This is a genomic window from Allocatenococcus thiocycli, from assembly GCF_921292965.1.
Taxonomy (GTDB): Bacteria; Pseudomonadota; Gammaproteobacteria; order Enterobacterales; family Vibrionaceae; genus Vibrio; species Vibrio natriegens.
Window position 1 is genome coordinate 1 of the sequence record NZ_CAKLCK010000011.1, and the last position, 12,288, is coordinate 12,288.

A 12,288-nucleotide genomic window follows, 5' to 3' on the forward strand; every position below is an offset into this window, starting at 1 on the left:
ATTGCAGGATATTTTCTGCGGTATTACCAATGACGAACCCAGATATGCCGGTACGAGCAAGCGTGCCCATAACAAGCACATCAATTTCTAGCTCATCAACACAATCAGGAATCTGGTCATCCGGTTTGCCGTGAAGAAGGTGAAGCACCATTTCACCAGAAATACCAGACTCATCAATAAGGCTTTGCAACGCTTGCTTATGCTTCACTTTGGCGTGGGAAACTTCATTCTCCAGTTCTGTCTCATCGACTTGTATCCAAGCATTGTCGTCTAAATAGTTCTCCAAGTAGTATTCCCAGCAAGAAATAATATGAAGCCGACTGTCACACGTGTCAGCGATCGAACGGGACAGCGCTAATAATCGTATTGACATGGCGTGTTGCTCGTCACTCGTCCTCATTGGATCAATCGCCACAGCAATACGTCGTTTGTTTCTCGGCTTATTGATTGGTCGATGTAACCAAACCGCACACGGACATTTTCGCAGTAGCGTCATATCAAGTGCTTTAAAACCTTCTGACCCTTCATCAATAGGTTCAGCCTCTTTGATGATCAAATCATGCTCATGAGCAATGGCTTCTTGAATAATACAAACAGCGGGTTGCACGCTGCTTTTAACAGAAAGAGGAAACGGCACTTGCTCTTTAGAGGCACCATATTCGATGCGCAAGGCTTCTACCCTTGCCAGTAAAGAGTCATACAGAGACTGTTCATACCTTTGCTGATATTGAACCAAGTGGCTCGGAAAGTCAGGACAAGCAATAAGACCAGACACTTGAACGTGATCATTGGATGCGATTCTAATGGCTTGCCCTAGCGCGTCACTATGCCCAGGAAGTCCTTGGGTCGCAAAAAGAATGTTCTCAAACCTTTTCATATACGCCTCCTTGGTTGATTAAATCTTAACCAATGGGTGCTTTTTTTCTAGTTAACGATTGTAACGACGAGTAAATATAAACATCCATTCCATCGTTGAGCCTAGTACAGGCTTGTTTTCCATGTGTTACGTTTTTTAGAAGAAAGAACATACTTGGATGTCTTAACCAGAAAAGCGCGGCTCAATACCTTTATGAACACAATGATCACTATACAATCATTCCTATGCCAAGTAACATGTGTCGCAGTAACTCTTTCGGTAAATTTATTACGACCGCCGAATGCCTTCTTACGTTCGCTCTCTTTTTAGGAAAGAATGGTAAAGAGGCTTGGGGAAAGAAAATAAATTTATTAAAAACAATCAGATAGAAAATCAAGATGTTTCAAGATAACCCGCTATTAGCCCAACTTAAGCAGCAAATCCAAGAAAACCTTCCTAAAAAAGAAGGGTCAATCAAAGCAACAGATAAAGGCTTTGGTTTCCTTGAAGTGGACAGCAAAACCAGTTTCTTCATTCCACCTGCGTACATGAAAAAGTGCATTCATGGCGATAAAGTAGTCGCCATTATTCGTACAGAGAATGAACGTGAAGTTGCAGAGCCACAAGAGCTGCTAGAACAGTCACTTACTCGCTTTATTGGCCGTGTAAAAATGTTCAAAGGTAAGCTGAATGTTGTTCCTGACCACCCTCAACTGAAAAAGTTGTCGCTAAAAGCAAAACTAAAGAAAGGCCAAAAGCCAGATAACTTCAATGAAGGTGATTGGGTTGTCGGCCATCTTATTCGCCACCCTCTTAAAGGTGACAACTCTTTCTTCGTAGAAATCTCTGAAAAAATCACGGATGCTGACGATAAGATCGCACCATGGTGGGTAACCTTGGCACAAAACGATCTTCCAAACTCTGAGCCTGCTGGTATTGAGAACTGGGAGTTAAAAGACGACGCGGAATTAGACCGCGTTGATTTAACTCACGTTCCATTCGTAACTATCGATGGCGAGTCCACCAAAGATATGGACGATGCGCTGCATGCGAAGAAAACAGAATCTGGCGATTTTGAACTGACCATCGCGATTGCCGATCCTACCGCATACATTACGCCAGAAGATGAAATGGACAAAGTCGCTCGTGAGCGTGGCTACACGATCTACTTGCCAGGGCGCAACATCCCAATGCTGCCTCGTGATCTTGCTGATGACCTATGTTCTCTTATTGAAGGTGAAACTCGCCCTGCCCTTTGCTGTACCGTAAGCGTAAGTAAAGATGGTGTGATTGGTGATAACATCAACTTCTTTGCTGCGAACATTAAGTCTCACGCTCGTCTTGCTTATGACCACGTATCAGACTGGATCGAAAATGGCAGCTCTGATAAATGGCAGCCATCGGAAGATATCGCAACTATCGTACGTGACCTGTACGACTTCTCCGTTGCTCGTGCCGACTGGCGTGAAAAAAATGCGGTTGTATTCCCGGATCGTCCGGACTACCGTTTCGAACTGAGCGAAGACAATGACGTTATTGCCATTCATGCAGACATGCGTCGCAGTGCAAACCGTCTTGTAGAAGAGTCGATGATCACAGCGAATATCTGTGCTGGCCGCACGCTTCGCGATAAGTTTGAAACTGGCGTGTTCAACACTCACTCTGGTCTCAAAGCAGAGAAGATTGAAGAAGTTGTGCAATTAGTTGACCCAGAAGGTACACATGGCTTCACAGCGGACACTATCGCGACACTGGAAGGCTTTGCAGCATTACGTCGTTGGTTGTCTACTCAGGAAACTTCATACTTGGATAACCGCATCCGCAAGTTCCAGGCGTACAGTGAAGTCGGCAATCAGCCACTTCCTCACTACGCGATGGGCCTAGATATTTACGCGACTTGGACATCTCCAATTCGTAAATACGGCGATATGATCAACCACCGTATGCTAAAAGCGGTGATTCTTGACAAAGAACCTGTTCAAAAGCCTGATGATCAAGTCGGAGAAGAACTGGCATTACACCGTAAGCACCACAAAATTGCGGAGCGTAATGTGTCTGACTGGCTTTACGCTCGTACTCTTGCTGAGGAGCCAAGCAAAGAAACTCGCTACATCGGTGAAATTTTCGATATCAATCGTGCTGGTGCGCGTGTTCGCCTGCTTGAAAACGGCGCCGCAGCGTTTATTCCTGGCTCACTCATTGTTGACAATAAAGAACGCATTGAGTGCAACGGTGACAACGGTACTATCTCCATCGATAAAGAAGTGGTGTACAAGCTGGGCGATACGCTAGAAGTTGTCTTGGCAGATGTGAACCAGGAAAACCGCAGTTTAGTTGCTAAACCGACGCAAGTGTTCGCTGAACCGCCAAAAGCACAGACGGAACAAACGGTTGAATAACACTGAATAAACCGAAACGAAAAAGGCGCTATCAAAGCGCCTTTTTTAATGTTCAGCGGAAAAAATATTTAAAACACTACTCCCAGAAACACGCCTGAGGGTCGCTTTCTAGTTCACCCAGTAACACTTCAAGGGACTGGCTGTATGGCAGAGTTTCATAAGGTACCCATTTCAAGTCACCGGTTTGGTAACTCGGCACATAAAAACGCCAAAGTTGCGTTTGCACATCAAACAAAATCTTTGCTACTGGAGACGTATATTCACTGTGCTGTGAATCTAGCAGGAAATGTGCGCGATGAAGCTCCACACCATTTTCTACAGGTTCATACAAACACTTGCCCTGCTCTACGGGTAAATTCGCATTGCGGGCAGAACAGAGTGAATGAACTAACTTGTATAAACGGCTGGTTGCCATTTGAGACACTGACATGAAAGATCTCCTGATAGGTAGTTCTTAGTATACACCTTACCCCAACGAAAAGAGGCACTCTAGCCCTTTTGTTTCTTCACGCGCGAGTGAGTAACATCTGATGTTCGCAAAAATAAAGCGCATTGAAAAGAAGGCATTTCCCTACTTCTGGACCGGTAAATTCACAAAAGTGTAACCTCAACGAAATATCATGTGCGCTGCTTGATACCATTTTTTGGAGTTTAATATGTTACGTTTTACTGTGGCGACTCTGCTAGCCATGGCCATCGCTCTTCCTTCCGCTATGGCGAAAGAGGTGAATATCTCTGGCTCGACTTCCGTTGCTCGCGTTATGGATGTTCTTGCCGAGAAATATAATAAAACGCACCCTGATGACTACATCGCTGTCCAAGGCATTGGCTCGAGTGCGGGCATCACCATGGTGAACAAAGGTGTGGTTAAAATTGGGATGAGCTCCCGATACCTGACAGAAAGCGAAAAAGGAGAAGACCTAAACGTTATTCCAATCGCTTATGATGGTTTGGCAATCGTGGTAAACCGTGCAAACTCTATAGCAAACCTGTCTCAACAGCAGGTATTTGATATTTACAAAGGCAAAATTAAAAACTGGAAAGAAGTCGGTGGTGACGATCAACCAATCGCAGTTGTGACTCGTGAAGCATCTTCAGGCTCACGTTACAGTTTCGAAAGCCTAATGGGTCTTACCAAAATCGTAAACGACCGTTTAGTGTCTGATATCAGCCCTAATAATCTGGTAGTAAACAGCAACAGCATGGTGAAAACGATCGTAAACCATAACACGCGTGCAATTGGGTTTATTTCGGTAGGCTCGGTCGACCGCTCAGTGAAAGCCATCCAGTTTGAAGGTATTGAGCCAACCTCTGAAAACATCGCGAACCACAAATACACGTTGGCGCGACCTTTCTTAGTTCTATACAAAGTCGACGCACTGGACCAAGCCGGTAAAGACTTCGTGGCATTTTTGAAATCAGAAGAAGGCCAACAAGCCGTGGCTGAATACGGCTACACGCCTGTGAAAAAGTTTGATCAATAGATAATCAATAAATAAAAAGAGAGCATTAATATGCTCTCTTTTTTTTGTTCTTTCTGTTGTTTAGAAATGCAGTTGAATAACAGAAACGACAACCGCTCCCGGACGACGGATACCTTCAATTTCCACTTTGATTTCACGCTCAATCTCAAGGCCTTTCTTAATTGGCGTTACTTTGGTCAGTGTACTTACAGCACGAACGTTGTTGCCCGCTTTTACTGGATAAGGGAAACGAACCTGGTTCAGACCAAGATTGACAACTAACTTCGCCGTCGGGAACAATGGCTTGTCTGGATCAACCGAGTCTGTCAGCTTTGGTAGCAACGCCAAAGTCAGGAACCCATGGGCAATAGTCGTCTTAAACGGTGACTCTGCAGATGCACGCTCAGGATCAGTATGAATCCACTGCATATCTTCAGTGACTGCACCGAACTGATTAATGCGCTCTTGAGACACATGTACCCAATCACCAACGTGAATGACTTCACCGACTTTCTCACTGAGCTCTTGGTATAACTTTTGAGCTTCCGGTGCCATGACGATTGGTTCAGGTTGAGGCGCAACTTCTTCGTTAATCGCCGGCTGCTGGTGATCGCGCACTTTCGAGAATAAGAAACTGTGCTGGGCTCTATCCAAAAAGTCACTCCAATAATCGCGTAGCGTTGGAGACATCCAATTCATAAACTCGGATTGATGTGCAGAAATCGCATCAACTTTGTCTTTAAATAGATTTGTGACCTTCATAAACACCCTTAGAAATTTAAGCTCAACTGGCTATACCAGTTAATTTTGAATTAGTTCACAAACTGATGCAAACACTTTCGGGCGAACACATGTATACTCAAAGGTGATTATTTCTTTATTTTCATAAAGATAGCAATAAAACACCATTTTATTGAAAAGTAGTGAGATAAAGTAAAAACTCTATAAAATGCCCTATTTTAATAGATATTTCTTTATCAGGACCTATCACAGCATAGACCTATGATTACAAAACAACCAAACAGTTCTTTTTCGTTAGTTCAAGGCTTTACAAGCCTCAGCACTGTCACTATTATACGACCCACAACGGAGAGATGGCTGAGTGGTTGAAAGCACCGGTCTTGAAAACCGGCATACGTTAATAGCGTATCTAGGGTTCAAATCCCTATCTCTCCGCCACTATTCATAGAAAAAAGCCGCTGATTTATCAGCGGCTTTTTTCATTTCTGACCCACGTAGTTTTTCTTGCTCATGTCTTCCTACAGCAATGAAGTGAAGTAAGACAGAACCGATCTAGACGTATAACTCTCAATCTTTGCTCCCAGATTAGAAGAGGTATATTGAAACACCTCCACCGTTTGCTATGTATATTTTCCAAAAGCAGCTTCCTGCCTGTACTTTTAGCAACCATTCAAAATTTGACAATTAAATGAATACGTTAATACTGTTGATATCTGATTAACCAACGAAAGGATTTAATTGTGAAGGGAAAAATTAGTATTTTTTTGAGTAATAACCTAAGCGTTGTTGGATTTACATCTGGAGTTTTATTCTACCTGATGATCAGATAGGAGCGCGGAATGGGACACATCATAATTGGAGCAGTAATCTTCTCACTATATCTTATAGGGAACATGGTGGCTGGTTACTACTTAGGGAAGCGTAAGTTATCTCGTGCAAAGCTTGCAGCATTATTCTCATTGATCTTCGCATTTTTCCCTCCTGTTAACTTTGTCTTTTTTGCCGCACTAGTGTTTAAGAAAGATATCAATTTTGCCTTAACTAATAACGCTTAGGTTCGCTATTGGTATCAATCTAAATGAAAAAAAGACACAAACGAGTCAACTCAGATCTCGCTGACTCGAATTGGACTAGAAAATTTTATTACCTTAAAACTTCGGATTAATAACCTGCCACCAGAAGGACACTAAATCGCACATTATTCAGAGCCTTTATTTTTGGATTCCGTTTTTTCCATGGTTTCTAAAACTTGCGTGTTTTCATCCTCTACCCATTGCATAAATACTTGATATCCTGCTGCTAAAAATGCCGCACCAACGAACATACCCAGTATTCCGCCAGACATAACCCCGCCAACAGCACCGATGAGTATTATTGGCATTGGTACATCTAACCCTCTTCCAAGAATGATCGGTTTTAAGAAATTATCTATCAGGCTCGAAGCAATCAGTAATATCGTGAAAATAACATTGTGTGCCGTTCCACTATCCCCTGACCACAATACCGCAACAGCGACCAGAGCTATAACGGTCACAGGAAGCTGAACGATAGCAAGAATTAAAGCTATTAAGGTAAACAGAGCAGCCGCTGGAACACCTGCTAACGCAACAACAGCGCCAAATACCATCGCTGTTAAAAATGCAATGCCTATAATACCAATAGCGACCTGCCTGAGCGTTGCGGTTGTTAACTTATGAAGCTTGGGGCCTTTGACTGGATCAGTAAAACTAATGAAAATCTTACTTATTGATGCCGATGCGGGTTCAGCCCAAGCTAACATTATCCCAGCAATGATCACCGCACCTATCAATACAAATACGTTCTTAGCTGCCCCTGCAGCACTATCAAAGACCCAACCAAAGATGCTTTTTACTTGAGGCTGATGTTTCTCTACAAAGTCTGGGAGGTTGACTGCGGCTTCATCCCAGGCTTCATATACTTTTTCCCCGACCAAAGGCCACTCTTTCACGCTGTCAGTTGGCGTCGGCACAACTAGTGTGCCATTTCGATAAGAATCGACTGTCTCCAACGTTTTAGACGCAAATGAGTTACCAACCATAGCGGTCGGAGTTCCAAGGACTAGCACTCCAATTACAGCGACTAAAGTCGCCGCTCGACTGGACCTTAAGCCCAACTTATGCTCAATACCCAACTTAATCGGGTAAAGTGCAATCGCCAATACCAGAGCCCAAAGCAAAATAGGTAAAAATGGTAAAAACGCCCACCAGCAAACTATGACAATAAGCGTAATAGCTGAGAATCGTATCAATGAAGTACTGAATGCCTTCACTAGTACCTTTTCTAGGTTCTCATTTGAATTGTTCACATTGTAGCCCCTTATATTTAAAACTTTTATTCCAACCACTAATTAAACGGTTTGCGTTCTTACTGCCCCCGATAGCTCAGAAGAAGTCAGATAACCCAGAGCTGAGCGGGAGTGATTTTCTACGGCTCCGTTTTATAACCATTAAGCCCAATTCACAGTACAAGCGACAAACTCGCTTATGGTTAACATCAACCCGTTCTCGCCTCAGAAGGCGGTGGATATGACGAGAACCGACGTCGCTCCAATGCTGGCTCTTAATACGAGTCTGGAGCGTAATATCCTAGTGGTTAGCCTGACGTTGATATCTCATTGACGCTCGTTGCATCCGATATCCTGTATTTGCCGCCTAGCTCTCGGGAGGGAATCCCCGCTTGCGCTTCCTTTAAAATGGTAATAATTTTTTGTTCATTGAATTGCTTTTTCATGTTCATCATCTCCTTGGTTGGATGAACATTACTAAGTGTAGACTGGACTAGATTAAGGGGAGAAGGTGGGTTAACTTTTAGTTGTAGTAATTTATTTGAGTACATACTTATTTTTATAGTAAATAAGTCTGTATCAAAACCTAGTTAGATATTAATCGATTTGTTTGTCAAGCTCGTGCGAATTTCCGTCTTCGTCTAGTGTAAGCTTTCCATTTTTATCAACCAGTGAAAGTTTATTCTCCGTAACGAGGAATAGATACTCACCTATTTGAATAATATTACCTTGTTTATTCCAGTGAATTTCACCCTCTTCCATCGCTGTAGCGCTCATTTTATCAATGTAACTGCGAGACATTAAGTATTGGCCATCTTGCTTTGTTTCCAGAAATAAATTAGTAACAGCACAGTCATCACATGGAACGCTACCTTTATAGATGCCAGGCTTTGTTGCGTAATTCGATGGAACTAAATCAAGAAACTACGATCTGAGCGGCTACGCCCATCAATCGTCGTAGCCTCATGCCTAAACCTCGTTACAAAACAACTAACTGGAAGCAGTACAATAAATCCTTAATCAACCGTGGTTCTCTGACCTTTTGGATTGATGAGGAAGCGATAGCTGAGTGGAAGCAAAACAAACAAGGCAAGCGTGGTAGACCTCGCCGATTCAGCGACTTAGCCATTACTACCGCACTGATGGTGAAACGCGTTTTCTCTATGCCCTTGAGAGCGCTGCAAGGTTTTCTAGACTCCGTATTTAAGCTGGCTAACATCCCGCTTGTTTGCCCGCACTACACCTGTATAAGCCGCCGAGCTAAGGAAGTTGAAGTTTCATTTAAAACCAAAACCAGAGGAGCAATACAACATCTGGCCATTGATGCCACTGGCCTCAAGGTTTATGGCGAAGGTGAATGGAAGGTCAAGAAGCATGGAACTGATGGGAAGCGAAGAGTCTGGCGTAAGCTGCATATCGCGGTAGATACAAGCACCCACGAAATAGTCGCAGCAGAGCTGAGCTTATCTAACGTCACTGATGCCGAAGTGCTCCCCAACTTACTCAAGCAAACACGTCGTAAAATCATTGAGATATCAGGCGATGGCGCTTATGACACAAGGAATTGCCATGATGCCATACGGATCAAGCGAGCTGTTCCGCTCATCCCGCCAAGAGAAGGAGCAGCCTTCTGGGAACAAGGGCATCCTCGTAACTTAGCGGTAGGTTGCCAGAAGCTCTACGGCTCCAACAAGAAGTGGAAAAAGCGGTATGGCTATCATAAGCGCTCTCTGTCAGAGACCGCAATGTACCGAGTAAAACAGTTGCTAGGTGGGAAATTAAGTCTAAGAAATTACAACGCTCAGGTTGGCGAGACTTACGCCATGATCAAAGCACTGAACAAACTTACAGGGCTTGGTATGCCTGAAACTCAGTATATTGTATAAAAGTCGCTCAACTTTAGGAGGTTTGGTTTCTCGTCTGAATTACGCAACAAAGCCCAGCTAAGGATAAAACAGCTATTGAAATATGTTTTAACATTATTATTTCCTACAAATTAAAAGCAATATTTATATATAAACGAGATGATAATGAACACAGGCATTCACTAAATATATAAAACGACTGACGTAGATATATACACAAAGATAGCCAAATATTTTACTATTAAAGCAATCATTTTATCACCCTAAAGAAATACAACAAAACAACTTACGTGACTGGCTTAAAACGTACCAATTATATACTTACAAAACAGACAAGTACAAAAATAGCAGTTAGAAGAATATATATTCTCTCCTACTCACTAAACTCGCTAATAATTGTATGACTCAACGTGTTCATGTATCGCGTTCATTATTGACGCTTTAATTTCTTTTAGATATTTAGCGTGCGGGCACCACATTGACAGAGGCAGTTTCATGCCTTCCAGCATCAAGTCGAGAGTGACAGGTTCAATACCTTCAACTTTGAACTGCGGCTTTGTTAGAGCTTTAGGTAACCATGCCCATCCTAGCCCTTCCTTGACCATCTGTGTCACAACCGAGAGTTGATCCACTTGCTCATTATTAGCTGAAAATACGAATTTCTCTTTCAATCCCTCATCTACGAGAGACTTTAATATGAATTGACGCTCCGTAACCAACGCATCCACGACAGATGTTTTATTCATCTTTGCCAGTCTGCCACCCGTTTGTACATAAGGAACAAATTCAACATGACCTAAAAAGACCGCGTCCATACTGTGAATCGCACTGCTTTCGTGTACGTTAACCAGCCCAAAATGAATCGAGCCCTCTACAATGCCCTGCTTAATTTCCGAACGATCTCGCACCAGTAATTCCACGCTCATTGTCGGAAAATCTTGAGCCAGTTGTTTTCGGATCATGTATAAAGCTTCAGGAGGCATAAAACTAGAATAGGCGATAACAACACGCTCCAAACCACCGTATGACAAGCTTAACGCGATATTTTCAAATACTCGTGCCTGTTCAACCGTCTTCTTAGCATAATGATAAAGCAAATGACCATCTTCAGTAGGTTCAACCGAACGTCCAAGACGTTCAAACAGCGTTATGGCTAATTGATCTTCAAGGTTAGCGATAACTTGGCTCATTGTAGTGCGGTGTTTACCTAGTTTGACAGCTGCTTTGCTAAATGACAGCTCTTCGTACACAGTGACAAAGGCCAACAGTTGCTCATGGTTAAAAGTCATATCATTTCCCAGTCAGTGTCATACATACTAAAAGATAACACTAATTGACGTTACTTTTGCATTAATTTCAGGAGGATGCATTATTCCTTCTAAGGCACCGACTCCCTCTTCTCATTATTCGCTATAACACCGCTAGCTTTGTAATTTCTAAGTCGTAGGTTGGCTCAATAAACTCCCACTGTCCCGCTATAGTTTCCATCTCCAAGCTGCCAATTTCACCAGTTAATTCAAGAACACCGTAGATGGCGTTGTTGGTGTGACGAAATGCAGCGACTGGAGACATACGTTTGACAAGACAAGCAGCAAAAACTGCCGTGATTAGCTCCCCGATGCCCTTCATGTCACCTTCAAAGTCCATCATCGGTCTTTGACACAGATAAATGGCTTTTGGCGTCGCCAGCATCATGTTGATAACAGGATTACTCGAAAGCTGTAGATTTCTCACAAGGATGATCTTAGGGCCAATTGAGAGCGCCTTTTTACAGGCCTCAACAGCATCCTCGACACTGTGGATCGATACTTCAGTAAATTTCTCCAATGCAAATTGGTCCGGAACAAGTACATCTGCCATTGGCATCAGTTCACCCATCAATTTATCTTGAACAGACTTGTCGACCGTGCCACTCATTGCAGGATTGTTTAGGCCAGGATCGCAAACATAAAGTGCCTGTCGATTCTTATTCTTCACTCGAATAACCGCTTCAGAAATTGAATCGCAATCCACTGAGCGAGCTTGATGCCCCGATATCACTGCACTACATTCTGATAATTGCCCGATGCTGTCCAACCCATCAATCAATGCTCGAATATTATCGGTGGGTGAAGTACTACCCAAGTTCACTTGTCCACTGCGAGTATTGTCAGAATACTGAACAGTATGGATTGGCCACATATCTATACCCATTCGCTGAACAGGAAATACCGCAGAACTGTTGCCTGAATGCCCATACACAACATGAGCTTGAATGGAGATAATACCTTTCATAAATAAACCTGAATTATTAATTAATAGCCGCTACCAGATTAATTCTTACAATTTCACATGCACTAAAACTGATTAATTAGCTTCGTATACTTGAACTTGCGAAGCGTTAATAACGTAACCCGCCTCAACCGGCTGATTGCCATCAATCAACTCAACTCAACTCAACTCAACTCAGTATTATAGAAAAGAGCTCCCTCGACCAATCGCTTATGTAGGACTCCATCCTACATAAGTCGATTCGGTACTCAAAAACTTTAACTCGTCGAATTTTATGTTAATTAGCTCGTTGCAATAGAAGTTAGTTAGTAGCACTCCCTCTCTCGCTCAAACTTACTCCTGATACCGACCCAATTATGAACGGCAACATCCATCACAGTGGATGAAT

The 12,288-nt window shown here is 42.9% G+C and carries 13 protein-coding genes and 1 tRNA gene; 5 read left to right on the forward strand and 9 right to left on the reverse strand.

What is annotated here, in order from left to right:
* A partial coding sequence (locus L9Q40_RS04955; protein WP_498792403.1) for a universal stress protein occupies nt 1-877 on the reverse strand: 877 nt, incomplete at its 3' end.
* A gap of 377 nt (nt 878-1,254) precedes the next feature.
* Between L9Q40_RS04955 and rnb the strand changes: the two genes are divergently transcribed.
* The gene (rnb, locus tag L9Q40_RS04960; RefSeq protein ID WP_498792405.1) at nt 1,255-3,255 is read left to right on the forward strand and encodes an exoribonuclease II; all 2,001 of its coding nucleotides are present in this window, start codon (nt 1,255-1,257) and stop codon (nt 3,253-3,255) included.
* A gap of 76 nt (nt 3,256-3,331) precedes the next feature.
* On the opposite strand, the gene L9Q40_RS04965 is transcribed toward rnb, so the two are convergent.
* Entirely contained in the window at nt 3,332-3,685 is a 354-nt protein-coding gene (locus L9Q40_RS04965) for a DUF3024 domain-containing protein (protein WP_014234498.1), read from the reverse strand.
* A gap of 226 nt (nt 3,686-3,911) precedes the next feature.
* Between L9Q40_RS04965 and L9Q40_RS04970 the strand changes: the two genes are divergently transcribed.
* On the forward strand, nt 3,912-4,739 hold the full coding sequence (locus L9Q40_RS04970) for a phosphate ABC transporter substrate-binding protein (RefSeq protein ID WP_014234499.1): 828 nt from the start codon (nt 3,912-3,914) through the stop codon (nt 4,737-4,739).
* Nucleotides 4,740-4,799: 60 nt separating this feature from the next.
* Here the strand turns inward: L9Q40_RS04970 and L9Q40_RS04975 are convergent, their stop codons facing one another.
* Complete coding sequence (locus L9Q40_RS04975) at nt 4,800-5,480, reverse strand: MaoC family dehydratase (protein ID WP_014234500.1); 681 nt, start codon at nt 5,478-5,480, stop codon at nt 4,800-4,802.
* 326 nt (nt 5,481-5,806) lie between these two features.
* On the opposite strand from L9Q40_RS04975, the gene L9Q40_RS04980 reads away from it, so the two are divergent.
* Nucleotides 5,807-5,897 (forward strand) — tRNA-Ser (locus L9Q40_RS04980).
* 401 nt (nt 5,898-6,298) lie between these two features.
* On the forward strand, nt 6,299-6,514 hold the full coding sequence (locus L9Q40_RS04985; protein ID WP_498792408.1) for a hypothetical protein: 216 nt from the start codon (nt 6,299-6,301) through the stop codon (nt 6,512-6,514).
* A 143-nt stretch (nt 6,515-6,657) separates the two neighbouring features.
* On the opposite strand, the gene L9Q40_RS04990 is transcribed toward L9Q40_RS04985, so the two are convergent.
* The 4 genes from L9Q40_RS04990 to L9Q40_RS05005 all read right to left on the reverse strand — a co-directional run bounded on the left by L9Q40_RS04990 (nt 6,658) and on the right by L9Q40_RS05005 (nt 8,646).
* A complete protein-coding gene (locus tag L9Q40_RS04990; protein WP_020335171.1) occupies nt 6,658-7,785 on the reverse strand; it encodes an AI-2E family transporter in 1,128 nt (375 codons plus the stop codon).
* Nucleotides 7,786-7,861: 76 nt separating this feature from the next.
* Nucleotides 7,862-8,062, reverse strand: coding sequence for an IS3 family transposase (locus tag L9Q40_RS04995; protein ID WP_080654302.1), 201 nt, complete (start codon nt 8,060-8,062; stop codon nt 7,862-7,864).
* Nucleotides 8,063-8,072: 10 nt separating this feature from the next.
* Entirely contained in the window at nt 8,073-8,210 is a 138-nt protein-coding gene (locus tag L9Q40_RS05000; protein ID WP_329355179.1) for a hypothetical protein, read from the reverse strand.
* 151 nt (nt 8,211-8,361) lie between these two features.
* Entirely contained in the window at nt 8,362-8,646 is a 285-nt protein-coding gene (locus L9Q40_RS05005) for a copper resistance protein NlpE N-terminal domain-containing protein (RefSeq protein WP_498792553.1), read from the reverse strand.
* 83 nt (nt 8,647-8,729) lie between these two features.
* Here L9Q40_RS05005 and L9Q40_RS05010 point away from each other — a divergent pair, with 83 nt between their 5' ends.
* The gene (locus L9Q40_RS05010) at nt 8,730-9,650 is read left to right on the forward strand and encodes an IS5-like element ISVa2 family transposase (protein ID WP_010446562.1); all 921 of its coding nucleotides are present in this window, start codon (nt 8,730-8,732) and stop codon (nt 9,648-9,650) included.
* A 368-nt stretch (nt 9,651-10,018) separates the two neighbouring features.
* Here L9Q40_RS05010 and L9Q40_RS05015 read toward each other — a convergent pair whose 3' ends face one another.
* Both L9Q40_RS05015 and pdxY read right to left on the reverse strand, forming a co-directional pair.
* The gene (locus L9Q40_RS05015) at nt 10,019-10,918 is read right to left on the reverse strand and encodes a LysR family transcriptional regulator (RefSeq protein WP_014234505.1); all 900 of its coding nucleotides are present in this window, start codon (nt 10,916-10,918) and stop codon (nt 10,019-10,021) included.
* Between the two features lie 121 nt (nt 10,919-11,039).
* The gene (gene pdxY, locus L9Q40_RS05020) at nt 11,040-11,903 is read right to left on the reverse strand and encodes a pyridoxal kinase (protein WP_498792411.1); all 864 of its coding nucleotides are present in this window, start codon (nt 11,901-11,903) and stop codon (nt 11,040-11,042) included.
* Nucleotides 11,904-12,288: the final 385 nt, after the last annotated feature.